This is a genomic window from Enterococcus sp. MSG3299 (assembly GCF_050555765.1).
GTDB lineage: Bacteria > Bacillota > Bacilli > Lactobacillales > Enterococcaceae > Enterococcus > Enterococcus faecalis.
This window is the reverse complement of record NZ_CP187869.1, coordinates 2,208,144-2,233,685: the sequence shown is the minus strand read 5'-3', so window position 1 is coordinate 2,233,685 and position 25,542 is coordinate 2,208,144. Positions and strand designations below refer to the sequence as shown.

Annotated in this window: 28 protein-coding genes and 2 riboswitches; of the genes, 23 read left to right on the top strand and 5 right to left on the bottom strand. The window is 38.2% G+C overall.

The genetic code is table 11. From position 1 onward, the window contains the following. Positions 1–6: 6 nt before the first annotated feature. From IGL23_RS10815 to thiD, 5 genes are all read left to right on the top strand, one after another. A complete protein-coding gene (locus tag IGL23_RS10815) occupies positions 7–321 on the top strand; it encodes a YbaB/EbfC family nucleoid-associated protein (RefSeq protein ID WP_002382484.1) in 315 nt (104 codons plus the stop codon). A 147-nt stretch (positions 322–468) separates the two neighbouring features. After that, a riboswitch (TPP riboswitch) is annotated at positions 469–557 on the top strand. A 140-nt stretch (positions 558–697) separates the two neighbouring features. Then, positions 698–1,186 carry an energy coupling factor transporter S component ThiW gene (thiW, locus tag IGL23_RS10810; RefSeq protein ID WP_002376474.1) on the top strand — a complete coding sequence of 163 codons (489 nt, stop codon included), beginning with the start codon at positions 698–700 and terminating at the stop codon, positions 1,184–1,186. Further along, positions 1,170–1,988 carry a hydroxyethylthiazole kinase gene (locus IGL23_RS10805; RefSeq protein WP_002359422.1) on the top strand — a complete coding sequence of 273 codons (819 nt, stop codon included), beginning with the start codon at positions 1,170–1,172 and terminating at the stop codon, positions 1,986–1,988. The genes thiW and IGL23_RS10805 overlap by 17 nt, the downstream gene beginning before the upstream one ends. Next, complete coding sequence (thiE, locus tag IGL23_RS10800) at positions 1,985–2,620, top strand: thiamine phosphate synthase (protein WP_002374033.1); 636 nt, start codon at positions 1,985–1,987, stop codon at positions 2,618–2,620. The genes IGL23_RS10805 and thiE overlap by 4 nt, the downstream gene beginning before the upstream one ends. Further along, the gene (gene thiD / locus IGL23_RS10795; protein WP_033595393.1) at positions 2,617–3,447 is read left to right on the top strand and encodes a bifunctional hydroxymethylpyrimidine kinase/phosphomethylpyrimidine kinase; all 831 of its coding nucleotides are present in this window, start codon (positions 2,617–2,619) and stop codon (positions 3,445–3,447) included. The genes thiE and thiD overlap by 4 nt, the downstream gene beginning before the upstream one ends. A 92-nt stretch (positions 3,448–3,539) precedes the next feature. Here the strand turns inward: thiD and IGL23_RS10790 are convergent, their stop codons facing one another. Beyond that, positions 3,540–3,896 carry a winged helix-turn-helix transcriptional regulator gene (locus IGL23_RS10790; protein ID WP_002356348.1) on the bottom strand — a complete coding sequence of 119 codons (357 nt, stop codon included), beginning with the start codon at positions 3,894–3,896 and terminating at the stop codon, positions 3,540–3,542. Positions 3,897–4,040: 144 nt separating this feature from the next. On the opposite strand from IGL23_RS10790, the gene IGL23_RS10785 reads away from it, so the two are divergent. Then, on the top strand, positions 4,041–5,231 hold the full coding sequence (locus IGL23_RS10785; RefSeq protein WP_104869716.1) for an MFS transporter: 1,191 nt from the start codon (positions 4,041–4,043) through the stop codon (positions 5,229–5,231). A 49-nt stretch (positions 5,232–5,280) separates the two neighbouring features. On the opposite strand, the gene IGL23_RS10780 is transcribed toward IGL23_RS10785, so the two are convergent. Then, complete coding sequence (locus IGL23_RS10780; protein ID WP_033594406.1) at positions 5,281–6,642, bottom strand: MFS transporter; 1,362 nt, start codon at positions 6,640–6,642, stop codon at positions 5,281–5,283. Positions 6,643–6,805: 163 nt separating this feature from the next. Further along, positions 6,806–7,591 (bottom strand): TraX family protein, encoded by a 786-nt coding sequence (locus tag IGL23_RS10775; RefSeq protein WP_002356353.1) that lies wholly within the window; start codon positions 7,589–7,591, stop codon positions 6,806–6,808. Positions 7,592–7,769: 178 nt separating this feature from the next. After that, a riboswitch (TPP riboswitch) is annotated at positions 7,770–7,860 on the top strand. 104 nt (positions 7,861–7,964) lie between these two features. Here IGL23_RS10775 and IGL23_RS10770 point away from each other — a divergent pair. From IGL23_RS10770 to dinB, 14 genes are all read left to right on the top strand, one after another. Beyond that, positions 7,965–8,528, top strand: a complete 564-nt coding sequence (locus tag IGL23_RS10770) for an ECF transporter S component (RefSeq protein WP_033594407.1) — start codon at positions 7,965–7,967, stop codon at positions 8,526–8,528. Continuing rightward, a complete protein-coding gene (locus IGL23_RS10765; RefSeq protein ID WP_033594408.1) occupies positions 8,525–9,883 on the top strand; it encodes an ABC transporter ATP-binding protein in 1,359 nt (452 codons plus the stop codon). Before IGL23_RS10770 ends, IGL23_RS10765 begins: the two co-directional genes overlap by 4 nt. Then, complete coding sequence (locus IGL23_RS10760) at positions 9,874–10,527, top strand: CbiQ family ECF transporter T component (RefSeq protein WP_002362491.1); 654 nt, start codon at positions 9,874–9,876, stop codon at positions 10,525–10,527. Before IGL23_RS10765 ends, IGL23_RS10760 begins: the two co-directional genes overlap by 10 nt. A gap of 11 nt (positions 10,528–10,538) precedes the next feature. Further along, positions 10,539–11,201: a thiaminase II gene (tenA, locus tag IGL23_RS10755; RefSeq protein ID WP_033594409.1), complete on the top strand. Its 663-nt coding sequence runs from the start codon at positions 10,539–10,541 to the stop codon at positions 11,199–11,201. A gap of 175 nt (positions 11,202–11,376) precedes the next feature. After that, positions 11,377–11,973: a recombination mediator RecR gene (gene recR, locus IGL23_RS10750; RefSeq protein WP_002356363.1), complete on the top strand. Its 597-nt coding sequence runs from the start codon at positions 11,377–11,379 to the stop codon at positions 11,971–11,973. A 208-nt stretch (positions 11,974–12,181) separates the two neighbouring features. Beyond that, positions 12,182–12,820, top strand: a complete 639-nt coding sequence (tmk, locus tag IGL23_RS10745; protein WP_002356366.1) for a dTMP kinase — start codon at positions 12,182–12,184, stop codon at positions 12,818–12,820. A gap of 19 nt (positions 12,821–12,839) precedes the next feature. Further along, a complete protein-coding gene (locus tag IGL23_RS10740; RefSeq protein WP_002356367.1) occupies positions 12,840–13,169 on the top strand; it encodes a cyclic-di-AMP receptor in 330 nt (109 codons plus the stop codon). A gap of 1 nt (position 13,170) precedes the next feature. Beyond that, positions 13,171–14,121: a DNA polymerase III subunit delta' gene (gene holB, locus IGL23_RS10735; protein ID WP_002384059.1), complete on the top strand. Its 951-nt coding sequence runs from the start codon at positions 13,171–13,173 to the stop codon at positions 14,119–14,121. A 116-nt stretch (positions 14,122–14,237) separates the two neighbouring features. After that, a complete protein-coding gene (locus IGL23_RS10730; RefSeq protein WP_002356371.1) occupies positions 14,238–15,077 on the top strand; it encodes a PSP1 domain-containing protein in 840 nt (279 codons plus the stop codon). Then, entirely contained in the window at positions 15,070–15,417 is a 348-nt protein-coding gene (locus tag IGL23_RS10725) for a DNA replication initiation control protein YabA (protein ID WP_002356372.1), read from the top strand. Before IGL23_RS10730 ends, IGL23_RS10725 begins: the two co-directional genes overlap by 8 nt. Positions 15,418–15,528: 111 nt before the next feature. Next, entirely contained in the window at positions 15,529–16,401 is an 873-nt protein-coding gene (gene rsmI / locus IGL23_RS10720; protein WP_002356373.1) for a 16S rRNA (cytidine(1402)-2'-O)-methyltransferase, read from the top strand. A gap of 14 nt (positions 16,402–16,415) precedes the next feature. Continuing rightward, positions 16,416–17,078: an ABC transporter ATP-binding protein gene (locus tag IGL23_RS10715; RefSeq protein ID WP_033594410.1), complete on the top strand. Its 663-nt coding sequence runs from the start codon at positions 16,416–16,418 to the stop codon at positions 17,076–17,078. Next, positions 17,062–17,820 carry an ABC transporter permease gene (locus IGL23_RS10710; RefSeq protein ID WP_430619651.1) on the top strand — a complete coding sequence of 253 codons (759 nt, stop codon included), beginning with the start codon at positions 17,062–17,064 and terminating at the stop codon, positions 17,818–17,820. The genes IGL23_RS10715 and IGL23_RS10710 overlap by 17 nt, the downstream gene beginning before the upstream one ends. Positions 17,821–17,948: 128 nt before the next feature. Beyond that, positions 17,949–19,064 (top strand): DNA polymerase IV, encoded by a 1,116-nt coding sequence (gene dinB, locus IGL23_RS10705; protein ID WP_023894966.1) that lies wholly within the window; start codon positions 17,949–17,951, stop codon positions 19,062–19,064. A 44-nt stretch (positions 19,065–19,108) separates the two neighbouring features. Here dinB and nrdG read toward each other — a convergent pair whose 3' ends face one another. Further along, on the bottom strand, positions 19,109–19,705 hold the full coding sequence (gene nrdG / locus IGL23_RS10700) for an anaerobic ribonucleoside-triphosphate reductase activating protein (RefSeq protein WP_002356379.1): 597 nt from the start codon (positions 19,703–19,705) through the stop codon (positions 19,109–19,111). A 32-nt stretch (positions 19,706–19,737) separates the two neighbouring features. Beyond that, positions 19,738–21,921 carry an anaerobic ribonucleoside-triphosphate reductase gene (gene nrdD / locus IGL23_RS10695; RefSeq protein ID WP_002385686.1) on the bottom strand — a complete coding sequence of 728 codons (2,184 nt, stop codon included), beginning with the start codon at positions 21,919–21,921 and terminating at the stop codon, positions 19,738–19,740. A 405-nt stretch (positions 21,922–22,326) separates the two neighbouring features. Between nrdD and IGL23_RS10690 the strand changes: the two genes are divergently transcribed. The 3 genes from IGL23_RS10690 to IGL23_RS10680 all read left to right on the top strand — a co-directional run bounded on the left by IGL23_RS10690 (position 22,327) and on the right by IGL23_RS10680 (position 25,533). Beyond that, positions 22,327–23,094 (top strand): ABC transporter ATP-binding protein, encoded by a 768-nt coding sequence (locus IGL23_RS10690; RefSeq protein ID WP_430619650.1) that lies wholly within the window; start codon positions 22,327–22,329, stop codon positions 23,092–23,094. Then, entirely contained in the window at positions 23,084–25,180 is a 2,097-nt protein-coding gene (locus tag IGL23_RS10685) for an ABC transporter permease (protein ID WP_002384061.1), read from the top strand. The genes IGL23_RS10690 and IGL23_RS10685 overlap by 11 nt, the downstream gene beginning before the upstream one ends. Positions 25,181–25,383: 203 nt before the next feature. After that, the gene (locus tag IGL23_RS10680; RefSeq protein WP_002356384.1) at positions 25,384–25,533 is read left to right on the top strand and encodes a teichoic acid D-Ala incorporation-associated protein DltX; all 150 of its coding nucleotides are present in this window, start codon (positions 25,384–25,386) and stop codon (positions 25,531–25,533) included. Positions 25,534–25,542: the final 9 nt, after the last annotated feature.

Below are 25,542 nucleotides of genomic sequence, written 5' to 3'. Positions count from 1 at the left end.
GGAATTATGATGCGAGGAATGGGCAACATGCAAGGCATGATGAAACAAGTACAAAAAATGCAAAAAGAAATGGCCAAAGCGCAAGAAGCGCTAAATGAAAAAGAATTTATCGGTGAGGCAACCAATCAACTTGTGACAGCGACCTTTACTGGTGATCGCACAATGAAAGATTTGACCATTAAAGAAGACGTGGTTGATCCTGAAGACGTTGATATGTTACAAGATTTAGTCATTATGGCTGTCAACGATGCGTTAGTAAAAATTGAAAAAGAAACCGAAGCAACTTTAGGTAAATACACCAAAGGAATGCCAGGATTCTAAAAAATAAGACAAACGAAAGTATGAAAAACGTCATGCCCAAAAAATCGAACTTTTTGGGCATGACGTTTTTTCTGTTTTTGTGGGAAAACTCTTTGGCAATTTTAGTAGTCGCTTCCAAAAAACTATGCTATACTAAAGCCAATTGAAGAGAAACATTTGGGGTGCTATTAGCTGAGATTATACCCATGGAACCTGAAACAGTTAGGACTGGCGCAGGGAAATGTCTTGAAATTTTGACCGATTATTGCACCCAACTACGTTTATTTGTGGTTGGGTTTTTCTGTCTTTTTCAGTCGCGCCTCCTTTTGCTTCTCGCAGAAAGGAGTTTTTTTACGTGGAAAAAAATCGAATCCACAGAGTTACGTTACTAGCTTTAATGATTGCGATGGACGTCGTATTATCGCCGTTAATGCGAATTGAGGGAATGGCCCCTATGTCCAGTGTCATGAACATTATTGCCGGAGTTTTATTAGGTCCTCTTTACGGAACGATCATGGCACTTGTCTGCGGCTTAATCCGTATGACATTCTTAGGTATTCCGCCATTAGCGTTAACAGGTGCCGTCTTTGGCGCGTTTTTTGCTGGTTTATTTTATCAATGGGGACAAAAATTAGGCTGGTCGATGCTAGGGGAAATTTTTGGGACAGGCATCATTGGCTCGTTATTGTCCTATCCTGTAATGGTTTGGTTTACTGGCAGTAAGCAGAATTTTTATTGGTTCATTTATACACCACGATTTATTGGTGCCACACTGATTGGTTCAGTGATTGCTTGGCTTGTCTTAGTAAAACTGAAAGAAACTCGGGTATTTAAACAAACACAGGAATTATTTTTGGGAGGGTACTTTTATGAAAACAAGCGTTAAGTTTGAAACGATTTTTCCACTGACAACGGCACCATTAATTCAGTGCATTACGAATGAAATTACGTGTGAGTCTATGGCGAATGCATTACTTTATATTGATGCTAAACCCATTATGGCAGATGATCCCCGGGAATTTCCGCAGTTGTTTCAGCAAACCAGTGCTTTGGTTTTGAATTTAGGCCATTTATCACAAGAACGAGAGCAAAGCTTGTTAGCAGCTAGTGATTATGCTCGGCAAGTGAATAAACCGACCGTAGTCGATTTAGTCGGTTATGGCGCCAGTGATATTCGGAGTGAAGTCGGGGAAAAGCTGGTGCACAATCAGCCAACCGTTGTGAAAGGGAATCTTTCAGAAATGCGGACTTTTTGCCAGTTGGTGAGTCATGGCCGAGGAGTGGATGGCAGCCCTTTGGATCAAAGTGAAGAAGCAATTGAGGAACTGATTCAGGCTTTACGTCAACAAACGCAAAAGTTTCCCCAGACGGTATTTTTAGCAACAGGGATTCAAGATGTCTTGGTTAGCCAAGAGCAAGTGATTGTCTTACAAAATGGTGTTCCTGAGTTGGATTGTTTCACTGGCACGGGCGATTTAGTCGGCGCATTAGTTGCCGCTTTATTAGGTGAAGGCAACGCGCCAATGACTGCGGCAGTAGCCGCAGTGAGCTATTTTAATCTTTGCGGAGAAAAAGCCAAGACTAAGAGCCAAGGGCTGGCCGATTTTCGCCAAAATACGTTAAATCAGTTATCTCTTTTAATGAAGGAGAAGGATTGGTTTGAGGCGGTGAAAGGACGAGTGCTATGAGAGAGCAATTGAAAGTTTATTTGGTGACAGGTCGGTATGATTTTAGTGATACTGAATTTTTAAACCGAATTGAAACTGCTTGTCGCAGTGGAGTGACATTGGTCCAACTGCGCGAAAAGGAAGTGTCAACACGGCGCTTTTACGAATTAGCAGTGAAAGTTAAAGCGGTAACAGATGCGTATCAGATTCCGTTGATTATTAATGATCGTGTCGATATTTGCTTGGCAGTGGATGCGGCAGGTGTGCATATAGGGGATGATGAATTACCGGTTGCTCTTGTGCGAAAACTGGTTGGGTCCACAAAAATCGTAGGTGTTTCAGCCAAAACGGTGGCACGAGGAGTTGAAGCGGAAAACGAGGGCGCCGATTATTTAGGCGTGGGCGCAATTTTCCCCACAACGACTAAGGACAGTCCGTTAACTTCTTTGCAGACACTTTCTGAAATTGCCGCAGCAGTCACGATTCCTGTTGTAGCGATTGGTGGAATCAAAGAAGAAAATATAGAACAACTTATGGGAACGGGAGTGGCTGGTGTTTCACTGGTCAGTGAAATTATGCTGGCTGAACAGATAACCGAGAAAGTTCAAGGGTTGATGCGTGTAACGGAGCGAATGTTGGAGGTGAGAAAATGACCGAATATAATTTGACCCCACAAGTAGTCACGATTGCTGGTTCTGATTCTGGTGGGGGAGCTGGCATGCAAGCAGATTTAAAAACATTTCAAGCACGGCAGGCATTTGGCTTAAATATTGTCATTGCATTGACGGCACAAAATACGTATGGCGTGCAAGATAGCTTACCGATTCCTAGTTCATTTATTGATGCACAATTTCAATCACTGGCGGCTGATTTTAAAATTGGGGCAGCGAAAACGGGGATGTTAGCAGATAGTGAGCGTGTCGAAGCTGTTGTTCGCAATTTGCAGAAAGTTGATTTTGGTCCGTTGATTGTCGATCCTGTAATGGTGGCTAAAGGTGGACATCATTTGTTAGAAGCCGAGGCAGTTCAAACGATTAAAGAGCAACTGTTGCCATTAGCAACGGTCGTGACACCTAATTTACCAGAAGCGGAAGTTTTACTAGAGACGACCATCAAGACAGAGCAAGAAATGCAAACCGCAGCAAAAAAATTACAGCAATTGGGCACAAAAAATATTATTATGAAAGGCGGACATAGCACAAATCAACAAGCGGCTGATTATGTGTTAATGGAAGACGGTTCGAGCTTTTGGCTAAGTGCACCACGAATTGTAACGAAAAATACTCATGGAACAGGAGATACTTTTTCAGCGTGTATCGCAGCCGAATTAGCAAAAGGCACGCCGTTAGAAGCGGCGATTGTGATTGGCAAACAGTTTATACAAGAGGCCATTAGCCAAGCAATTTCTGTTGGACATGGCCACGGACCTACTAATCATTGGGCCCAATTAACGCAAGATATTCAAGTTATTAAAGCATAAGAAGAGCCTGGGGAAAAATCTAAAATGATTTTTCCCCAGGCTTTAAATAGCTTAAAGTTCCCTCTTAATATAGTTTATAAACGTTTTATTCACTAATCTTCACATTTTAAATAAATTTCTTGGCCTTGTTCTTGCAAATGAGCCACGTGGGATTCTCCCCAATTACATAAGTTATCTAAGACAGCAGAGAGGCTTTGACCATAATCGCTTAAATAATATTCGACTTTTGGTGGAACTTGGTTGTAAACTTTCCGCTCGATAATGTTGTCTTCTTCGAGTTCCCGTAATTGTTGTGTCAGCATTTTTTGACTAATGCCAGTAATGCCGCGTTTTAAATCGCTGGGGCGCATGGCACCGTGCCGTAAATTACACAGAATAATTGGTTTCCATTTGCCGCCAATAACATCCATCGTTGCTTCGACACCAATCGCATATGTACGAGTTTCCAAAAAACATTCCTCCTTAATAGGTTGATAATAAACAAAAGTTACTAAAAGGTACCTATGATACAAAAAAGTAGGTACTTATCAAAAATTCAATCTTAGTATATAGTAATTTTTGTTGAAATTCAAATGTTTTTTAGGAGGAAGAGAATGGAAAAGAAAATTTCACCAAATTTAACGCTCTTTGCATTAGCTATCAATGCTTTCGCAATCGGTTCAACAGAATTTATTAGTGTGGGTTTATTACCAATGATTGTTAAAAGTTTTCATATTAGTCTTTCCCAAGCAGGTTTGACTGTTTCTTTATACGCTTTAGGTGTGACGATTGGGGCGCCGTTATTAACAATTTTGACAGGAAAATGGAATCGTCGCTCATTAATGCTGGGGATTATGCTTCTTTTCATTAGTGGGAATTTAATTGCTGCGTTTGCGCCAACGTTTATTATTTTATTGGTAGGGCGGATACTTTCTGCATTGGCGCATGGCATTTTCATGTCTGTTTCGACTGTCATCGCCGCAGATGTTGTGCCGCCATCACGTCGTGCCAGCGCCATTGCTATTATGTTTACAGGCTTAACGGTTGCAACAGTGACTGGTGTACCTTTAGGGACGTTTATTGGGCAACAAACAGCTTGGCATATGTCCTTTCTTTTTATAGCCAGTATTGGCTTGGTGGGACTGATTGCTAGTTATTTTTTAGTTCCCAAAAATTTACCGATACCAGGGAAGGTTGACTTAAAAGGAATCACGCGGATTTTTACGAACAAACCCCTCGTTTTATCTTTTCTAATTACTGCTTTTGGTTATGGTGGAACGTTTGCTGCATATACGTACTTGTCACCGTTATTGGAAAATTTAGGCTTTTCAGCCAACGCGGTAGTGATTATTTTAGTTGTTTATGGCATAATGGTCGCAATTGGCAATACAGTAGGTGGTCACTGGGCAAATAAAAAACCTTTAGATTCGTTAGTAAAAATGTTTAGCTTATTAATTCTGTCCTTAGTCTTTTTATTCATTACTGTTTTAATGGATAACAGTCTTCTAGGCTTATTAGCAAGTTTGATGTTGGGTCTATTTGCCTTTATGAATGTACCTGGTTTACAACTATATGTTGTAGAATTAGCGGAAAAGTATGTTCCAGAAGATATCACTTTGGCCTCAGCTTTTAATATTGCAGCCTTTAATATTGGGATTACCGTTGGCTCAATGACAGGTGGGATGGTCACAGATCATTTATCAGTAACATATACACCGATTTTTGGTGGCTTTATCGTGCTAATTGCTGTCTTGTTCGTACTTTATATTCGGAAGCAAGAAGAAAAAAAAAACAACTATCTTTAGAAAACTAAAAAAAGCAGCTGGTCACTATGGAACTGACCAGCTGCTTTTTTTAAGCTTTTTTGCGGAAATAATTCCAGCAAGCAATTAAAACAATTGCTAATAAGGTTAACAAGAAAATCAGAGAAATGAGGGAGCCCATCGTTGTCCCCTGAGCAAAATTATCTGCGTGGTCTTGAGCGATATTAATAATCGTCGCTACAATGGCCGTCGCAATAGCGCCAGAAAATTGTTGAAGTGTATTAAATAACGTATTGCCGTCGCCAAAATCTTTCTCCTCTAACAAGCTCATACCAGTCGTCATCATATTACTGTATGCAAAACCTAGACCAATCATATAGGTAACATGTCCAGCGACGAATCCTAATAAAACAGGCATCTCTAGTAAAATTGTTAAAGCTAGCCAACCGATTGTCGCCAAACTTAAGCCAAATAATATAGGTTTTTTAGCGCCGTATTGATCCAACACTCGTCCAGAAAGTGGTGCCAAAATGGCCCCGACTGTAGCACCTGGCAGCATGACTAGCCCAGCTACAAACGCATTTTTTCCAAGGACGATTTGAACAAAGTTTGGTAAGACAAAGGAAATACCTAACAATAAGAATTGACAAACTAAAAAGCCACATAAAAATAAAACGAAGGCGGGATTTTTTAAAATTGTCAAACGTACTAGTGGCTGTTCAGCGGTCGTTGCTCGTTTATAAAAAATAACAAAGCCAATAACGGCTGCCAGAAGTGAAAGCCAGCCAAACAATGTGCCAATTTTACTTAAAAACATCAACAAACCACTAAATAACAGGGCAATACCAATTAAACTAACCAAATCAAGAGTGGTGGTTTTTTTAACAGGTATTTCTGGAATAGCAGATAATCCCATAAACAAAGAAAGTAGTAAAACAGGAATTAAGAATAAAAAGATGGCGTGCCAAGACAGGGAAGATGTTAAGATTCCACCATACGTTGGACCAATGGCTGGAGCAATTGAAGTGGTCAATGTGCCTACCCCCATCATCGTTCCCCGTTTTTCCAGCGGGGTAAAGTTCAAAATAATATGAAACATCAGTGGCAAAGCAATCCCAGTGCTAGCCCCTTGGAAGAGTCGGCCTAATAACAAGATACTGAAAGATGGCGAATAGACATCAATCGCTAAACCAATCAAAAAGAAAAGATTCGCAACAATAAATAAGCGTCTTAACGAATAGGTTTTTAATAAATAATTGGATAAGGGCACCATGATAGAAATAACTAATAAATAAATCGTTGTCACCCACTGCACGGTACCGGTGGAAACACCAAATTCCTTTGTTAATGTTGGAAAGGTTACATTCATTGCTGTTTCAATTAATACGCCAGCAAAAGACATAATTCCTGTCGCTAAAACGGCAGGGAATAATCGTACGTTTTTTTGTTCCATTTAATCACCTCTATAGTTTTCATTTTTTCGTAAAAAAATAGAAGCAGTTTCTATAAGAATAGAAACCGCCTCTCTCTCGACACGCAACTTGCGTGTTATCTGTACGATTTGTTTACATGTTGCATTGTAAACAGTTTTTAGGCAATCGTCAAGCAGAAAATAATTAACGTTGCATGAAGAAACTAATAATTGCAAAAATAGCAATGTGAGCTGGATAGAAAATATAAAAGAAATTCCGCATGCCACGGCCTTTTTCACCATTATAAAGAACAATTGGAATCGCTGCTAAAATCATCATCCATTGGTGGTTCACCCCGAATAGTTCTTGGAAATTATAGCTGGCTGCTGAAATTAACGCAACAACGCCAATTGCTGAAATTTGTAACCACTTTTTGCCATGGAATAAATAAAAAGCCACGGCCAAGAGAACAAATAAAAACCCACCTTCTGTCATCATTAGTGATGGCACAATCAGATTGAAAATTTGGAAACCAATTAAGATAGCAGGGTTGCTTAATATGTCTGGAGAACTAAAAACAACGAGAGGTAGAGCACTGATTAATAAAGGCACAATAAACCAAAGAAGCCCTTTACCAATTTGTTTTTGTTTAAAATAGTCCATAGACTGCATGTAGACCGTACCTAAAAATAACGTCCCAAAAATATTATTGATAATTAAGCCACCTGTTGAAAAATACGCATTTAAAATGCCGTTCAGAATCCCCATAATCCAGAAGCCTAACAATAACCGGAACATGTATTTTCGCCGATTGCTTGTGTGAATGAAGCCTTCAGAACTTTCAAATAAGAAAATAGGTGCAGCAATTCGTCCAATCCATCCGAACCAACCAGGCACGCCTAAAAAACTAAAAAATTGCAATAGATGGTCAAAGACCATTGAAATAACCCCAATGACTTTCAAATGAAAGCCAGTTAATGTTTTACCCATAGTATAAACGCCTCTCTTTCATAAAGAACAATATAACAAAGTTCATAAAAACCAACCATTTATTTGCCTAACAGTTATCTTACAAAATTGTTTGATTTCTTCAGCTTTTGATGAAAGAAAAAAGTGCCAAGACTAGTTTTTATAATTATTCTATGCTATAGTAAAAGTACATTTTAATAAAAAACATTTGGGGTGCTGTTATGGCTGAGATGATACCCATTGAACCTGATGCAGTTAGTACTGTCGCAGGGAAATGCCGATTTACTTTGATTTTTCACGCACTCATTCTGTCCTAGGATGAGTGTGTTTTCTTTTATCAGGGTTTATTTAAGTCACTCCTTTTGCTTTTTGTTAAGAGAAAGGAGTTTTTTTATTGAAAAAATGGTCATTGCAACAAGTCGTCTTACTCGCTTTTTTAGCCTTTTTGTTTGGCGGTGTTTTTATGGGGGCAGGGTTCCTCTATGCGTTATTGAATGCTGCGCTGTTACCATTAGGACTGAGTCCATTTGCCAATGAGCTTTTATTTGGAATGTGGACCATGGTGGCACCAATTGCAGCGATGCTGATTCCACGAGCGGGAAGTGCTGTTTTGGCGGAAGTTTTAGCCGCTTTGGCAGAAATGCTTTATGGTTCGTATTTCGGACCTAGTGTATTAATTTCTGGTGTGATTCAAGGCCTAGGTAGTGAAAGTGGCTTTTTTGTGACACGCTACAAACGGTACGATACACTCACGTTATTTTATAGTGCGATTGGGACGACTATTTTTAGTTATGTGTATGAATACTTTAAGTTTGGTTATGGCAATTACGGACTGAGGATGAACATTGCTTTAATTAGCGTTCGGTTCGTTTCTATTTGTTTCTTTGGTATTTTCTTAACGAAAGTTATTTTACGAATGTTTCAGTCTGCGCAAGGGTTAGCTGTGAAGGCAAAATGAATAGTATCCAATTAAAAGCTGTGTCCTTTTCACGAGAACAACCCTTGTTTGAAAAGACAAATTTAGCAATTCCTCAAGGAACGTTTTCCTTATTAATTGGCGATAGTGGTAGTGGAAAATCAACGCTCTTACGATTGATTGCCGGATTTGCTCCGCTTGATTACCAAGGAGAAATTTTGATTGAAGGAATGGAGCGCCGACAATTATCAACTCGTGAAAAGGCGCAAAAAATTGGCATGCTGTTTCAAAACCCCAGTCAACAATTTACAATGAAAACCTTGGAACGAGAACTGATTTTTGCTTTAGAAAATTTAGGAATCTCGCCTGAAGAAATGAACCGAAAAATCCAAACAGCGCTTCAACTTGTTCAGACTCAAACCTTATTCACACGAGAATTAGCGACGTTATCTGGTGGTGAAAAACAAAAAGCGGCGTTGACAGTTCTGCTAGCAATGAACCCAGATATTCTTTTATTAGATGAACCTTTTGCAAGTATTGATCCAACCTCTCGAAAACAATTTATTCAAATTTTAGCAAGACTCCATCAAGCCGGCAAAACGATTTTGGTGTGCGACCACGATTTCAGCGATTACGCTGATGTTGTGGACCAAGTCGTTACGTTGAAAAACGGCCAGTTTGAAAAGCAACCGTTGACGTTTATCAAAACAAAACCGCAGACATTTCAACTCACAAATTCTGCGGTAAAACAACCAATGCTCCAATTGAAAAAATTTCGTTTGTCTCAGGGAAAACGAGTGCTACTTGAAGAAAAAGAAGCGCTTTTTTTTAAAGGAATTACCACGTTGACGGGGCCAAATGGGGCGGGGAAATCCACCTTATTAAAAGCCATCGTTCAGAGACAAAAATATCAAGGAAAAATGTTCTTGGCGGGCCGCCGCTTGCGGGCTTCAAAAAAATTGTATCAACACATGACATTAGCGGTGCAACAAGCCAATCGTCAGTTTGTCACGTTGACTTTACGAGAAGAGCTTTTGTTTGGTCAGAACATGACAGCAGAAAAAAGAAGAAAACAAGAGGAAGCCTTAACTTTTTTAGGTTTAAAAGAAAAACTAGAGCACAGTGTTTTTCAACTAAGTGAAGGGCAAAAAAAGATGGTGCAATTAATTAGTTTGCTGAGCTTAGATTTGGACTGTTTACTTTTAGATGAACCTTTTGCTGGATTAGATGAGCGAGCATGCAATTATTTTGTTGAATGGATCAAAGAAAAAAGTGCGCAACAAGATTTTATAATTGTCACGCATCGGCTAGAACCTCTCTCTGGCGTGAGCAATTACCGAATAGAATTGCTGCAGCAACAACTGATTATCTGGCAGGAGGGAACCACATGCAAATAAAGCAAACAAATGCAGCAATTTATGCTTCTTTGATTCTTATTTTGACCTTTGAATTATCTTTTTCTCAGTCAATTTTGGCAAATTTGGCGGTTTTTATGGGTTGTGTCATTTTTTTAATAGGCCAGCGAAAATCCCGCTTACTGCTTTGGTTATTTTTCTTGCCACTTTTACCAGCAATCGGGACGTTTTGGTCTATTTATTTGCATGGTACGAGTAGTCAACAAGCCTGGCTTTTGTTTAGTCGAACGTATGCCTTTGCCGGTTTAGGACTAGCTTTTGCTGTAGGCGTTGATTTTGAAGAATTATTGTTGTTATTGGAACAAAAGGGGCTAGCACCAAACTTTGTTTATGGAATTTTAGTGGTGGTTCACGCCTTACCGGAAGTGAAAAGAGAAATTAATGATTTAAAAGAAGCGAGCCTACTCCGTGGCAAAACGTTTCATTTTTGGTCGCCGATGCTTTATGTAAAAACACTCCTCGTTGCTGTTTCTTGGCGAGATAAATATACGGAAGCAATGTCTGCCCATGGCTATGAAGAAGGGGCCACCAGAAGTCGAAAAGAGCATTTTGTGTCAGCAAAAGTCAGTCTTGGGCTTGCTATTTTGATCATCATTTTTACAAATTTGTTTATTTTTCTAACGTAAAGGAGAAACCTATGACATTTACAGAACAAGCCAAAGATCAAGCGCAAGCTTCTTGGCAAGGGAGTTTTCAGCATCCTTTTATCACAGAGTTACATGAAGGAACCTTGAGTCCAACGATTTTTCGCTACTATTTAATTCAAGATTATTACTATTTAAAACACTTTAGTCAACTTTATCGCTTGATTGCGGCGCAAACGCAACAACCTCGATTGAAAAAATTACTCTTAACAAATGCGGAAAATCTCGCGTTGGGCGAATTAGCTATTCGTGAAACTTTTTTTGAAGAACTAGCGATTACGGAAGAAGAAGTTGCAGCGACACCGATTGCACCAACCGCTTATCACTATGTTTCTCATATGTATCGCCAACTTATTGAAGGAACGCCTAAGACGGCCGCAGCAAGTATGTTGCCTTGTTCTTGGCTCTATCAAGAAATTGGTGCACAGTTAGTCAAACAACACTCATCAGAGCCACTGTACCAACGTTGGATCGAAACCTATGCTGGGGAGGAAGCGTACCAACACGTCCAAGAGGAACGCCAACTGTTAGACCAATTATATGAAGAAAGTTCACCACAAGAACAAGCAGCTATGATCACCGCTTTTGTTATCAGCAGTGAGATGGAATACGCTTTTTGGGAAATGGCCTATACACACGAAACCTGGATTGGTTAATACAAAAACAAGTCGTTTAGTGCTCGTAACTAACGACTTATTTTTGTATTAGAAAGCAGTAATTGTCAGTTGCTTTTTTGACAGGGCGTGATAAGATATTCAGTGACGCAAAATCTGTTATAACTCGTTTAGTAATAACAGAAACGCCTTGCTAAGAAAGGACTGTAGAAGCCTCATGAATTATCCAGAACCGATTGCAAAATTGATTGAAAGTTATATGAAATTACCAGGAATTGGTCAAAAAACAGCGACACGGCTTGCTTTTTATACAATTGATATGAAAGAAGAAGATGCTAATGCTTTTGCAAAAGCGCTAATTAGTGTCAAGAGAGATCTCCATTTCTGTAGTATTTGCGGAAATATTACTGAAGAAGATCCTTGTGAAATTTGCCAAGATAAAAATCGTGACCGTAGTATTATTTTAGTAGTGGAAGAACCAAAAGACGTTATGGCAATGGAAAAAATGCGTGAATATCAAGGCTTGTATCACGTACTCCACGGGGTGCTTTCACCGATGGAAGGAACAGGACCAGAAGATATTAATATTGCCTCTTTGATCAAACGATTGCACGATGATGAAGTGAAAGAGGTCATTATAGCAACCAACGCTACCACTGAAGGAGAAGCGACGGCGATGTATTTATCACGGCTCATTAAACCAGCTGGAATCACCGTTACTCGTTTGGCACACGGCTTGTCTGTCGGCAGCGATATTGAATATGCAGACGAAATAACCTTGCTAAAAGCAGTCGAAGGACGTCGAGAAATTTAAAAGAAACATCGTTGGAAAAAGAGGTTGAAATCGAAGTAGGTCGTTTCTGTGAGAAAATGTCGCAGTTCAAGCTTTTCCGTACTTCTTTTTCAGTTTCTTTTTTTCAGCGGATGCATCACTTTAAATAGGACATAAGGATTTCAATTAGACTGATAGAGCAAGATGAAGTATAATAGATACAAGTAAAAATTGATTGGAGTTTTCGCACGTGCAGGGTATTTTTATCACATTTGAAGGTCCAGATGGCGCTGGCAAAACCAGTGTTTTGAAGGAAGTTTCTGAAAGATTAGCTAAAGAGTCAAAACGAAAAATTGTCACTACAAGAGAACCAGGCGGCATACCGATTGCCGAAAAGATTCGAACAGTTATTTTAGATCCAAGAAATGACAGAATGGATGAGCGAACAGAAGCTTTACTTTACGCAGCTGCTCGTCGTCAACATTTAGTGGAAAAAATCTTGCCAGCTTTGGAAGCGGGTCATTTAGTCCTATGTGATCGTTTTGTTGACAGCTCATTAGCCTACCAAGGCGCTGGGCGTAGAATTGGGATTGCCCCCATTGCTTCAATTAATGCGTTTGCGACAGAAGGTGTCTCACCAGATTTTACAATTTATTTAGACGTTGACTCAGATACTGGCTTACGGCGGATTCAAGAAAATCGAACACAGCAAATTGATCGCTTAGATTCAGAAGGATTAGAATTTCATCAACGTGTTCGTCATGAATATTTGAAATTAGCAGAAGAAAATCCACAACGTATCAAAAAGATTGATGCACGGATGAGTTTAGAACTTGTCGTAGAAGCAACGTATCAGGCGATTATTGAACGTTATCCAGAAAACTTTTAATTATAGGAAGGTGTAGACCATGAAGATTATTTTAGCCATTGTACAAGACAAAGATAGTAACCGATTAGCCAATGAATTTATTGATGCCAATATTCGTGCTACAAAATTATCCTCAACAGGTGGGTTCTTAAAAGCGGGAAACAGCACATTTATTATTGGGATTGATGATGAACGTGTCGACGAAACATTAGCTTTAATTAAAGAAACATGTCAATCAAGAAAACAATATGTTTCAACACCTGTGACTTTAGATATCACAATGGATGGCCAAATTCCTTATCCTGTGGAAGTTGAAGTAGGCGGCGCTACTTGCTTCGTCTTACCAGTTGAAGGATTCCATCAATATTAAGATGAATGAAGCACAACAGCTACAGCAAATGCAACCTTTGCTGTACAAGCAACTCCAAAAAAGTTTTGAGCATGGTCGTCTTGCCCATGCTTATCTTTTTGAAGGAGATACAGGAACTGGAAAACAAGAATTTGGCTTATGGATGGCGAAACATGTCTTTTGTACGAATTTAGTAAATCAACAGCCTTGTAACGAATGCCATAATTGTGTGCGGATTAATGAAAATGAACATCCAGATGTTTTAAGAATTGCGCCAGATGGGCAAACCATCAAAGTGAACCAAATCCGTGAATTAAAAGCGGAGTTTTCTAAAAGTGGGGTCGAGACTGCTAAAAAAGTTTTCTTAATTCAAGAAGCAGATAAAATGAGTACCGGCGCAGCCAATAGTCTCTTAAAATTTTTAGAAGAACCAGAAGGACAAATTTTAGCTATTTTAGAAACCACTTCGCTTTCTCGAATTTTACCAACGATTCAATCACGATGCCAAACCTTACATTTTCAACCATTAGTCAAAAAAACATTAATTGATCGCTTAATCAAACAGGGGATTGGTGAAAAGACTGCAACCCTTTTAGCTGAGCTGACAAATAGTTTTGAGAAAGCAGTTGAAATCTCTCAAGATGAATGGTTTAATGAAGCTAGGGAAATCATTTTGCAATGGTTTAATTATCTAAAAAGTAATGATTTACAGGCATTTATCTACGTTCAGAAGAAAATGGTCAAAGTATTTAAGGAAAAAGAACAACAAGCGCTTAGCTTTGACTTGCTCATGGTTTATTACCGTCAATTATTGGAAGAAAGTGTTGCGACACAGCAAGCCAAAAAAGTAACGGAAGAGCAGGCGGAACGGTTGGCGCTAATTTTGAAAGCACGCCAAAAATGGACTGCCAATGTTAGTTGGCAAAATGTTTGTGAACAATTAGTTATCCAAATGATTCACCCTAAATCATAAAGGAAAAAAGTGCCAAGTGGCATTCAGTTTCATAATATAGTAGGAACTTAGTTGTTTCAGCAAGTTCCTTAACCGATTGAAGCGACGTTCACTTGAACTAGATTAGGAGGAATAAAATGGTAGAAGTAGTAGGAGTTCGCTTCCGTGAAGCCGGTCATATCTATTATTTTGCTCCTGGAAAATCTGAGTATATTTATAATGAGAAAGTACTCGTTGAATCTCAACAGTCAAAACAATTAGCTACTGTTGCTATTCCTAAAAAAACAGTCGATTCAGACGATTTACCAGAGGACCTAAAACCCATTTTAAATAAAGCAACAGCCAATGATTTAGAAAAAGAACAAAAAAATTTGGCTGATGCAGAAGCTGCCAAAAGCATTGCCAATGAAAAAATTCGAGCTCATGACTTAAAAATGAAATTAGTGCGAGTAGAATATACCTTCGATCGTAGCAAAATGATTTTTTACTTTACGGCAGATGGGCGAATTGATTTTCGTGAATTAGTCAAAGACTTAGCAGCTATTTTCCGGACGCGAATTGAGTTACGTCAAATTGGTGTCCGAGATGAAGCGAAAATATTAGGTGGCATTGGCCCTTGTGGCAGACAACTATGTTGCTCAACATTTCTAGGAGATTTTATGCCAGTTTCAATCAAAATGGCTAAAGATCAAGGGTTATCTTTAAATCCTGTCAAAATTTCGGGATTATGTGGCCGCTTAATGTGTTGTTTGAAATATGAAAACGACGAATATGAAGCCGCTAAAAAAGAATTACCAGATTATGGAAAAGAAGTAATAACACCAGATGGCAAAGGCAAAGTCGTCGGGTTGAATCTATTAAGTCGGATTGTCAAAGTTCGTCTGCATGGTCGTGAAATCGCAGCGGATTATGATTACGAAGAAATCAAAGAAGCTACTGCGAAAGTTGCTGCTGAAAAAGGTGATCAAAATGGATAAACGTTCGCTCTATGATGGATTAAATTCGTTGGAAACTGATTTAGACAGTTCCGTGACACAATTAAGAGAAATTAAAGCAGCACTCCATGAGTTGGTAGAAAAAAATACCACGTTGGAAATCGAAAACCAACGCTTACGGGAGCATCTCCAAGAACTGAATAAGTTAGCAGGAAATACAACTGAAACTGAAAAACAAGAGCTATCAAAATCACGTATGAATTTGGAAAAACTTTATGAAGAGGGCTTCCATGTCTGCAATATTTTATATGGTTCAAGACGTGAAAATGATGAAGAATGTGCCTTTTGTCTTGATGTTATTTATGGGGAACGTACGCGTTAAGTCTAGTGGACACTGCAAATAAAAAGGAAAGGTTTGGTTTGACAGTCAATCGATTGTCAAATCAAACCTTTATCTATTTATAGAACGAAAAAGGAAAATGAGGGATGCGCTATGCAAAAACAGAAAAGTTTTGATAAGCAAACAACAAAAGGAAAATTGTATCTTGTCCCAACACCGATCGGCAATTTAGAAGATATGAGTATTCGTTGTTTAAACATATTGAAAGAAGCAACGGTGATTGCTAGTGAGGACACAAGAAACACACAAAAATTGCTAAATCATTTTGAGATTACAACACCACAAATTAGTTTACACGAACATAATTACAAAGAGCGAATTCCTCAACTGATTACACGATTGCTGAGTGGTGAAACGATTGCCCAAGTTAGCGATGCAGGTATGCCTTCAATTAGTGATCCTGGTCATGAATTGGTTACAGCATGTCTTGAAGAAGAACTGGCAGTGATTGCCTTGCCAGGACCTACGGCAGGAATGACCGCCTTGATTGCCTCGGGTCTTTTACCACAGCCATTTACGTTTTATGGTTTTTTACCAAGAAAGAAAAAAGAACAGAAAGACGTGTTATCAGCATTAAAAGAAGAGCGGCCGACACAGATTTTTTATGAGTCCCCCTATCGGATTGCTAAAACGGTCGCAACGTTTGCTGAAGTCTATGGTCAAGAACGTCCCGCTGTGATTTGTCGAGAATTAACGAAACTTCATGAAGAGTATTTGCGTGGTACCTTAGGAGAACTAACAGAATATTTAGCAGAAAATACGCTAAAAGGCGAGTGTTGTTTATTAGTTAGCGGATTTACTGGTGAGAAAGAGACAATAGCAGCAATGCCAGCTATTTCCCTCAAAGAACATGTACAAGTTTTAATGGAGGAAGAGGGACGGAGTTCAAAAGAGGCAATCAAAGAAGTGGCCAAATTGAGAAATGTAAAAAAACAAGAAGTATATAAAGAATATCATTCCATTTAAAAAAGGAGAGAAACATGAGTAATTTATTGCGAGCAGAAGGCGTGTCTTATCAAGTAAATGGTCGTAGCATTCTTTCTGATATTGATTTGTCATTTGAAACAGGCAGCAATACAACAATTGTTGGTCCTTCAGGTAGCGGGAAAAGTACATTTTTAAAAATTTTATCTTCATTATTAAGTCCTACAGAAGGCGAAATTTTTTATCAAGAAGCGCCAATTACTACAATACCAATCGAAACATACCGCCAAAAGGTTTCTTATTGTTTTCAGCAGCCAACTTTATTTGGTGAAACCGTGTATGATAATTTATTATTTCCATTTACCGTCAGACAAGAAGCGTTTAATCAGGAAAAAGTCGTGGCATTGCTCCAACAAATGAAATTGCCCGCTGCTTATCTTGAAAAGAAAATAGCCGAACTCTCTGGTGGTGAGCGACAACGGGTTGCTTTGCTACGAAACATTATTTTTGTACCAGATGTTTTATTATTAGACGAAGTTACAACGGGATTAGATGAAGAAAGCAAACAGATTGTCAATCAATTGTTAAACCAATTAAACAAAGAGCAAGGAGTCACGCTGGTTCGTGTCACGCATGATACCGAAGAAATTCAGCAAGCACAGCAAGTGATTCGTATTGTAGCAGGAAAGGTGGCGCCGACAGATGGATTTAGCAGGTAATAATTTATCCTTATTTTTTTCAGCCATGCTAGTGGTGGTCGCATTAATTATTAGTACTAAAGAAAAATTAGGTTTTACCAAAGATATTATTATTAGTGTGATTCGAGCAGTCATTCAATTAGTCGCAGTCGGCTATTTATTAAAATATGTTTTTCAAGTCAATAACCTGGTTTTAACGCTCATCATGGTTTTGGTGATTGTTTCCAACGCAGCCTTTAATGCAAAAAAACGCAGCCAGCAATTACAAAAGGGCTTTTTGATTTCTTTCATTGCAATTGGTTGTAGTACAGGAATTACCATTGGTATTTTGATTTTTTCTGGTTCTATTAAATTTATTCCTTCTCAAATCATTCCTATCAGTGGGATGATTGCCAGCAATTCGATGGTGGCAATTGGTTTATGCTATCGCAATTTAGATACTCTTTTTCAAAACCAACGGCAAGCGGTAATGGAGAAACTAGCATTAGGTGCAACTATCAAACTCGCCTCTTTACCAATCATCCAACAAAGTGTGAAAACCGGGATGGCGCCGACGATTGATTCTGCCAAAACTGTCGGAATTGTTAGTTTGCCTGGGATGATGTCAGGCTTAATTTTTGCGGGCGTTGATCCTGTCCATGCGATAAAATATCAGATTATGGTGACTTTTATGTTGCTATCAGCAACAAGTATTGGTTCAGTGATTGCAACTTATCTTGCCTATAAAGGCTACTATAATCAAAAAAAACAATTGGTTGTTTAATTAAAAAGCTGGAAATCTGTGTTTATAACTTCACGGATTTTCAGCTTTTTCTGGTTGAAATAAAGAAGTTTCAATTTGAAAAAGAACGGACGTTCGTATATAATGGAGGGAGGAGGCGAATCAAAATGATGAGCGAATTACGTTTTCCCTTAAAAAAAGATACGTCGAGAAAAATTATACATATAGATATGGACGCGTTTTTTGCTTCAGTTGAAGAACGAGATCATCCAGAGCTAGTAGGACATCCGTTAGTTATTGCGCGCCATCCAAGTGATACTGGGGGCAAAGGAGTGGTGACCACAGCGAATTATATTGCTCGACAGTACGGTATTCACTCGGCTATGAGTGCTCAAAAGGCGTATGAACTATGTCCAAGTGCTATTTTTAAGCCAGGTAATTATCAGAAATATAGTGAAATTTCTCAAGAAATCCGTGAAATTTTTCGCCGCTATACAGATGTGATTGAACCAGTATCTATTGACGAAGCGTATTTAGATGTAACTGAAAATAAGGTCAACAGTAAGTCGGCTATTAAAATTGCGAAAATGATCCAATATGATATTTGGCATGAATTGCAGTTAACTTGCTCGGCAGGTGTTAGTTACAATAAGTTTTTAGCCAAGTTAGCATCAGATTTTCAGAAACCAAAGGGCCTGACGGTTGTCTTACCAGAAGAGGCCGAAGATTTTTTGAAAGCATTACCGATTGAAGATTTCCACGGAATCGGGAAAAAAACAGTGCCCAAAATGCATGAACTAGGGATTTTTACTGGAGCAGATTTATACAAGCAAGATGAGATGACGTTGATTCGGTTATTCGGTAAAATGGGTTATTCATTGTATCGTAAAGTCCGCGGTATCCATGATGCGCCAGTTCAAGTGACTAGAGATCGTAAGTCGGTAGGGAAAGAACATACTTACGGCACCCCTTTAACGACGGAAGAGCAGGTTACGGCTCAATTGAGACAATTGGCAGCAGGGGTTGAGCGTGCGTTGCAACGAGTGCAAAAGCATGGCAAAACAGTAGTCCTGAAAGTTCGTTATACTGACTATACGACGATTACGAAACGTGTGACATTACCTGAATATATTTCTAAAAAAGAAGAACTTTTCTATCAAGCGAATTTAATTTGGGAAGATATTTTAGGTTTAGAACAAGGAATCCGTTTATTAGGCATTACTTTAACGAATTTAGATCCACTAGCGTATGAAAACATTGTTTTACCTTTATGGGAAAAAAGTTAGCCCTTTAGACACATCCTCAAGAGATGGCTAAAGGGCTAACTTTTTTAAATTGATTTTTTGATTTGTTCATAAGACGTTTCGGCGTCATGACATTTTTCCCAAATAACAGCTTTGCCAGCAGCAAGTGATTTGGGTACATCAATAATCCGTTGATTACTACTGCCACGAAATTGTAAATTTAAATTACGTTTTGCCAGTTCAAAGCGCCCATCAACTAAAATGTCAATTGAATGGAGTAGTTCAAGCTTATCAGGCGTTTCTAAAAGTAGTTCTTCAAAGGTATACCCAGACCAAGACCAGATATCTTTGGCTGAGCCAAATGTTTCCCGCACACGTTTGACTACACTAAGACAAACATCTGTATTCAGAAAAGGTTCACCACCCAAAAGAGTCAAACCTTGGACATAGTCATGGGACAAATCTTCAATAATTTGATTCATTAAAGATTCTGTAAACGGCGTACCGTAATTGAAATTTTGGACAGCTTTGTTAAAACAACCTTCACAAGCAAAGAGACAGCCACTCACATATAAACTATTGCGTACACCTTCGCCATCAACAAAGTTGAACGCTTTGTAATCGGCAATCTTTTTTTGGCTGTAGTCTTCGGTTTTCCATTCTTGTGGTTTCGGATTACGCATCAGCAAAACTTCTTTCTATAGAATAATCGAGTTTAATTTTTTAAATGTTTAACACGAGAGGAAATTTCTTTGTGACGACCGTGTACCATTGGGCGAGCTTGCGGGTTACCTAAATAACCACAAGTCCGTTTAACGACATCACAAGTCTTAGGATCATGATTGCCACATTCTGGACATTCAAAGCCACGTTCAGTTGGATGGAAGTCCCCTTCAAAACCACAGGCATAACAATGATCAATTGGCGTATTGGTTCCTAAATAGCCAACTTTGTCATAAGCGTAATCCCAGACGGCTTCAAGTGCTTTGGGATTTTGCTGTAACATGGGGTATTCACAGTAGTGGATAAAACCACCAGAACAGTATTTTGGATAATCCTTTTCAAAATCAAGTTTTTCAAAAGGCGTTGGATTTTTGCGTACATCATAATGGAAACTATTTGTGTAATATTCTTTATCTGTAATATTTTCGACGATGCCAAATTTTTCAGTATCTAAACGGCAAAAACGGTCAGTCAAGCTTTCGCTCGGTGTAGAGTAGACACTAAAATGATAGCCGTATTCGTTGCCCCAGTTGTCGGCATTTTTTTTCAGTTCTTTTAAAATATCCAGTGTAAAGTTTTTGGCCTCTTGATTGTCCTCCCAAGCACCGCCGTAAAAGGCAGAAGCCACTTCATACAAGCCAATATAGCCAAGTGAAACCGTGGCACGTTTGTTTTTAAACAGTTCATCTACGGCATCCTGTGTAGCTAAACGTTTTCCAAATGCACCATACATGTATAAAATCGGTGCATTCGCTGGTTTAGCTTCTTTAACACGTTCAACCCGATAAACCAAAGCATCTTTAACGATCGCTAAACGTTCATTTAAAATTTGCCAGAACTTTTCTTGGCTTCCTTGCGCTTCTAAAGCGATTCTTGGTAAGTTCAAGGTCACAACGCCTAAATTCATTCGGCCAACATTTACTTCTTCACCTTGTTCGTCTTTCCAGCCTTGTAAAAAGGAACGACAGCCCATTGGTACCTTAAAACTACCTGTTAGTTCAACGATTTTATCATAGTTTAAAACATCAGGATACATGCGTTTCGTTGCGCATTCCAGTGCCAGTTGTTTAATATCGTAGTTTGGATCAGTAGGTTGCGCATTGACGCCTCGTTTAATTGTGAAAATCAGTTTTGGGAAAATAGCTGTTCGTTTTTCAATCCCTAAACCATTAATTCGGATTTGTAAAATCGCCCGTTGAATTTCTCGCTCAAACCAGTTGGTACCTAAACCAAATCCCAGAGAAGTAAAAGGGGTTTGTCCATTGGAAGTAAATAAGGTATTAATTTCATACTCAAGACTTTGCATGGCATCAAAAATATCTTTTTTCGTTTTCTTCCGAGCGAATGCTTTTTGGCGTTCTTCTCCTTCAATCCATTCTTGCGCATCTGCTAAATGTTTTTCATAATTACGTTCCGCAAAAGGCGCTAATAATTCATCAATCCGATCGGCAGAGCAACCACCATATTGACTGGAAGCTACATTGGCAATAATTTGAGAAATTTGTGCAGTGGCCGTTTGAATTGATTTTGGTGATTCGACATCAGCGTTCCCAATTTTAAAGCCATTGTTTAGCATGCCTTTAAAATCAATTAAACAGCAGTTTGTCATGGGCGTATATGGATGATAATCTAAATCGTGGTAATGAATGTCGCCTTTTTGATGGGCATTAGCCACGTGTGAAGGCAACATCTTTAAACCAATTGATTTTCCAACAATCCCAGCGGTTAGATCACGTTGCGTATTAAAAACGTCACTGTCTTTGTTGGCATTTTCGTTCACGACAGTCTGATCTTTATTAATTAATTTGCCGATAGATACATTAATATCAGTCGCTTTACTACGCTCAAAATCACGTTGGGTTCTGTAATGAATGTATTCTTCGGCTAAGGCATATTCGTTGTTGGATAGCAGAGTATGTTCCACAATATTTTGAATTTCATAAATTTTTACGTTATTGGTAAAACGTTCGGCAATTTCTCGATTGACATCGGCAACAATCGATTGGACTTTTTGATGTGTCAAAGGAGTGACTTGGTCATGTATTTTTTGTTCAGCTTTGATCAAAGCATCGTATATTTTTTGATCATCGAAAGTCACTAAACGACCATCCCGTTTGACGACTTTAATTGTTGAGAGATTAACATCCTCGGCTTTTTCATCAGTAATCTTCATCATTTTATCCAGCTCCTTATATCTCGTTAGTAACTATCCTAATACAAAGGTCGGCTAAATTCAATCGATATATTGCGTATTTTTAGTAAAATATCACTAGACAAACACTATATATTGTGCTTGTGCTGTTTTGAAAAAATATGAAAACAAATGAAGAAAAGGATTGAGCAAATTTTTTTGTGTGAAAAAAATTCTTTGTCCAAATTAAAAAACAGCAAAGAGTTTTTTGCCAAATTGCTAAAAGCAACACTAAAAAATAACAATTATTAAATAATAATTGTTTGCGGATTTATTCACGAAATGCCAATTATTCTTTGACTACCGAACGATATTGTAAGATAAAACGATGTTCATTCAGATTTTTTCTTGGTAAAATAAGAGTAATAACAAAACGTTGGAGCGAGAAAAATGAAAAAAATTGTAGAAGTAAACCATGTCAGCAAGACATATGGTCGTTTAAATAATAAAACAGAAGTATTAGATAATATTTCGTTTACCGTTGATGAAGGCGAATTTGTGGGGATTATGGGTCCCAGCGGTGCTGGGAAATCGACACTGTTGAATGTCTTATCCTCGATTATTTTGCCGACCGCAGGGATCGTGCGCATCGCCGGACAAGATATTTTAAAAATGCGAGATAATCAATTAAGTGATTTTCGAAGAAACGAAATGGGGTTTATTTTTCAATCGTTTAACCTAATTGATACGTTAAATGTGAAGGACAATATTCTGTTGCCTTTAGCTGTAGAAAAAGTTTCATTAGAAGAAATGGATAAACGTTTGTTACATGTGACTTCGATTTTGGGGATTCAGGAGCTTTTATCTGCTTATCCACCAGAGATATCTGTGGGACAAAAACAACGGGTAGCAGCTGCTCGTGCTTTGATTACGAACCCTAAAATTATTTTTGCAGATGAACCAACTGGCTCGCTGGATTCAAAATCAGCAACAGAATTGTTGAAATATTTAACTGAAATTAATCTACATGATGATGCCACAATTTTGATGGTGACACATGACCCGTACACGGCCAGTTTTTGTAATCGCATCTTGTTCATTAAAGACGGTGCGATTTTCTCAGAAGTTGTTCGTCAAGGATCACGTAAGGAATTTTTTAATCGTGTGATAGATATGCAAGCAACGATTGGTGGAGGCGGGCGCGCAAATGATTTTTAAACTATCATTAAAAAATTTAAAAGCTCATGTACCTAATTATCTGGTTTATTACATTAGTATGACTTTTGCAGCGGTCGTTTATTATTGTTTCCGTGCGATTGCTTACAACCAGCCTCTTGTCGCAGGTGCAGGCCGTGATATCGAAATTAAGCGATCTTTAGGACTCGGTAGTACCTTAGTCACGATTATTATTTTGGGCTTTATGTTGGCAGCAAATCGTTTTTTTATAGGAAAACGTAGCCAAGAAATTGGCTTGTATCGATTAATTGGCTTGAGAAAGAGCCAAGTTTCACTAATTTTTTTAGTAGAAAATTTAGTTTTAGGCTTTGTTTCACTAATTAATGGAATTATTTTAGGAGTGATTTTCACCAAGTTGTTTTCAATGATTTTAGCCAAAGTTATGTTTTTAGAAGTCCCCAGTTTCTTCTATATTTCTTGGCGTTCCGTTATTGAAACCGGTGTAGCTTTTGCATTTATGATTTTGATTGTCTGCTTAAGAAGTATTTGGATGATTTATCGTTATCCATTATCACAGCTTATGCACCAAGAAAAAATTGGTCAAATTAATTATAGTCGTTTAACGAAACGGCGGCAGTTTCTAGGTATTTTAGGACCTATTTGTTTACTGGCTGGTTATTTTATTGCGTTTGATTTTCGGAATTTAGCGACAGGTATTGTGTATAAACAATTAAATGATTCATTGGATATCTCGATTCCGATGATTATTACATTGACGCCTTTTATCATTTTGGGTCTCTGTGTGGTGGGAACTTATTTATTTTTCCGTTATACCATGTATTTTATCATTCGCTTATTTAATCATAGAAAAAAATGGTATTACCAAGATTTACGTATGATTACTTTAGGCAATGCCAAACGCTACTTATTTAAAAGTAGTAAAACACTCACTGGTTTGACCTTGTTAATTGCGACAGCCTTGAGTGGGATCGGCGTGATGGTTTTTGTGTATACGATTAGTATGCACACGGTCAACAGTGATGGCCCCGTGGACTTTTTAGTTTCACAGGAAAGCTATCCTAAATTGAAGAAAGTTCTCGATGAAGCGAAGGACACCAAAATAAAAAATGAAGTGACACTTTCTTATAAAATTACTGGAATTGAACGCAGTTTGCGAATTGGTCAAGCGCAAGAGGAACAAGAAACGATTGAAGCAGTTAATGTTTTATCCTTCTCAAATTACCGCAACTATCAAAAAATTAATCCTTATTTAAACGATTTACATTTAAAAAATGACCAAAGTGTTATCTATATGGATAGCTTTACCAATATTTTAAGTGGTATGTCTCGTTATGAATCGAAACTGCAATTTGTTGAAGGAGAGAAGGCACAACTGCAACAAGTGCTGCCTAACTATCTAGGCAATTTTTTATTGCAATATTCCTTACCAACGATTGTCGTTTCCGATGCCCTTTATCAGAAAGTGACAAAAAATTCCATTCAGTATCAGATTAACGCCGTAAATGTTGACACGAAAAGCCGTGAAAAACTTTATGAAGCCGTAAATAAACAGATTGCCACAGAATGGCAAGCGCCAATTTTGTATAAGTATGAAAAAAATAACCAGCAGTTGAGTGGTTTTGCCAAACAAATGCCTAACGAAGAGGTAAAGAATACGCAAGATGATGTCACAGAAACTTGGCGGCTAAATATGAATGATCGCTACGCCTCTTTACGCTATGAACGAAAAATTAACGGCTTGACTTTATATGTCTCCATGTTTGTGGCAATTTTAGCGTTGTTTATTACGGGCAGTATTTTGATGTTACGACAACTCTTTTCAGCTGTAAGTGAGCGTCAAGATTACGTGACTTTAAAACGGATGGGTGTTTCTAGTAAAGCGATAACTAAGCAAATTTATCGACAGAATAGTTTGATTTTCTTTCCGCCGATGGTCATTGGGATTTTGCATACTACCTTTGCCATTTATTTGCTAAGCCAATTTATTAAGAGTCCAGGATATTTGTTAGTATATCTTTCTTGTGGAATCTTAATAATTGTTTATCTAATTTTTTATATTTTAACGTCTGCCATTTATGCGCGGATGATTCGACACATCCATTTTTAAAAAACTGTAAAAGCCGTTGTGAAGCGGTTTTTACAGTTTCTTTATGCGAAAAAATTATGAGAGTTCCGTTTATGAAAATCATGAAAATTTAAGAAGTGACGAAATTGTTAGTTTTTTTATTAAATTGTAAGAAATTTCAATGGACTTTGCTGAAATATAGCATAAAATAATGGATAGCGATTAACCTTAGGAGGTGAATGATAATGAAAACAACTTTTCAGAAAATTCTCAATAACGAAAGTCTTAAATTCATCGGTAAAACGTTATTTTATTCTTTCATTGTCATTGCATTAATTTATCTTTATCATTACAAGAATATCAATGGAGGAACCTTCATTTATAACGAGTTTTAAGGAGGCGGC

What these genes read in the sequence shown, in the direction of transcription:
- IGL23_RS10815 (WP_002382484.1), top strand. Translation starts at nt 7, where the DNA reads ATGATGCGAGGAATGGGCAACATGCAAGGCATGATGAAACAAGTACAA.
- thiW (WP_002376474.1), top strand. Translation starts at nt 698, where the DNA reads ATGATTGCGATGGACGTCGTATTATCGCCGTTAATGCGAATTGAGGGA.
- IGL23_RS10805 (WP_002359422.1), top strand. Translation starts at nt 1,170, where the DNA reads ATGAAAACAAGCGTTAAGTTTGAAACGATTTTTCCACTGACAACGGCA.
- thiE (WP_002374033.1), top strand. Translation starts at nt 1,985, where the DNA reads ATGAGAGAGCAATTGAAAGTTTATTTGGTGACAGGTCGGTATGATTTT.
- thiD (WP_033595393.1), top strand. Translation starts at nt 2,617, where the DNA reads ATGACCGAATATAATTTGACCCCACAAGTAGTCACGATTGCTGGTTCT.
- IGL23_RS10785 (WP_104869716.1), top strand. Translation starts at nt 4,041, where the DNA reads ATGGAAAAGAAAATTTCACCAAATTTAACGCTCTTTGCATTAGCTATC.
- IGL23_RS10780 (WP_033594406.1), bottom strand. Translation starts at nt 6,642, where the DNA reads ATGGAACAAAAAAACGTACGATTATTCCCTGCCGTTTTAGCGACAGGA.
- IGL23_RS10775 (WP_002356353.1), bottom strand. Translation starts at nt 7,591, where the DNA reads ATGGGTAAAACATTAACTGGCTTTCATTTGAAAGTCATTGGGGTTATT.
- IGL23_RS10765 (WP_033594408.1), top strand. Translation starts at nt 8,525, where the DNA reads ATGAATAGTATCCAATTAAAAGCTGTGTCCTTTTCACGAGAACAACCC.
- IGL23_RS10760 (WP_002362491.1), top strand. Translation starts at nt 9,874, where the DNA reads ATGCAAATAAAGCAAACAAATGCAGCAATTTATGCTTCTTTGATTCTT.
- tenA (WP_033594409.1), top strand. Translation starts at nt 10,539, where the DNA reads ATGACATTTACAGAACAAGCCAAAGATCAAGCGCAAGCTTCTTGGCAA.
- recR (WP_002356363.1), top strand. Translation starts at nt 11,377, where the DNA reads ATGAATTATCCAGAACCGATTGCAAAATTGATTGAAAGTTATATGAAA.
- IGL23_RS10740 (WP_002356367.1), top strand. Translation starts at nt 12,840, where the DNA reads ATGAAGATTATTTTAGCCATTGTACAAGACAAAGATAGTAACCGATTA.
- holB (WP_002384059.1), top strand. Translation starts at nt 13,171, where the DNA reads ATGAATGAAGCACAACAGCTACAGCAAATGCAACCTTTGCTGTACAAG.
- IGL23_RS10730 (WP_002356371.1), top strand. Translation starts at nt 14,238, where the DNA reads ATGGTAGAAGTAGTAGGAGTTCGCTTCCGTGAAGCCGGTCATATCTAT.
- IGL23_RS10725 (WP_002356372.1), top strand. Translation starts at nt 15,070, where the DNA reads ATGGATAAACGTTCGCTCTATGATGGATTAAATTCGTTGGAAACTGAT.
- rsmI (WP_002356373.1), top strand. Translation starts at nt 15,529, where the DNA reads ATGCAAAAACAGAAAAGTTTTGATAAGCAAACAACAAAAGGAAAATTG.
- IGL23_RS10715 (WP_033594410.1), top strand. Translation starts at nt 16,416, where the DNA reads ATGAGTAATTTATTGCGAGCAGAAGGCGTGTCTTATCAAGTAAATGGT.
- IGL23_RS10710 (WP_430619651.1), top strand. Translation starts at nt 17,062, where the DNA reads ATGGATTTAGCAGGTAATAATTTATCCTTATTTTTTTCAGCCATGCTA.
- dinB (WP_023894966.1), top strand. Translation starts at nt 17,949, where the DNA reads ATGAGCGAATTACGTTTTCCCTTAAAAAAAGATACGTCGAGAAAAATT.
- nrdG (WP_002356379.1), bottom strand. Translation starts at nt 19,705, where the DNA reads ATGCGTAATCCGAAACCACAAGAATGGAAAACCGAAGACTACAGCCAA.
- nrdD (WP_002385686.1), bottom strand. Translation starts at nt 21,921, where the DNA reads ATGATGAAGATTACTGATGAAAAAGCCGAGGATGTTAATCTCTCAACA.
- IGL23_RS10690 (WP_430619650.1), top strand. Translation starts at nt 22,327, where the DNA reads ATGAAAAAAATTGTAGAAGTAAACCATGTCAGCAAGACATATGGTCGT.
- IGL23_RS10685 (WP_002384061.1), top strand. Translation starts at nt 23,084, where the DNA reads ATGATTTTTAAACTATCATTAAAAAATTTAAAAGCTCATGTACCTAAT.
- IGL23_RS10680 (WP_002356384.1), top strand. Translation starts at nt 25,384, where the DNA reads ATGAAAACAACTTTTCAGAAAATTCTCAATAACGAAAGTCTTAAATTC.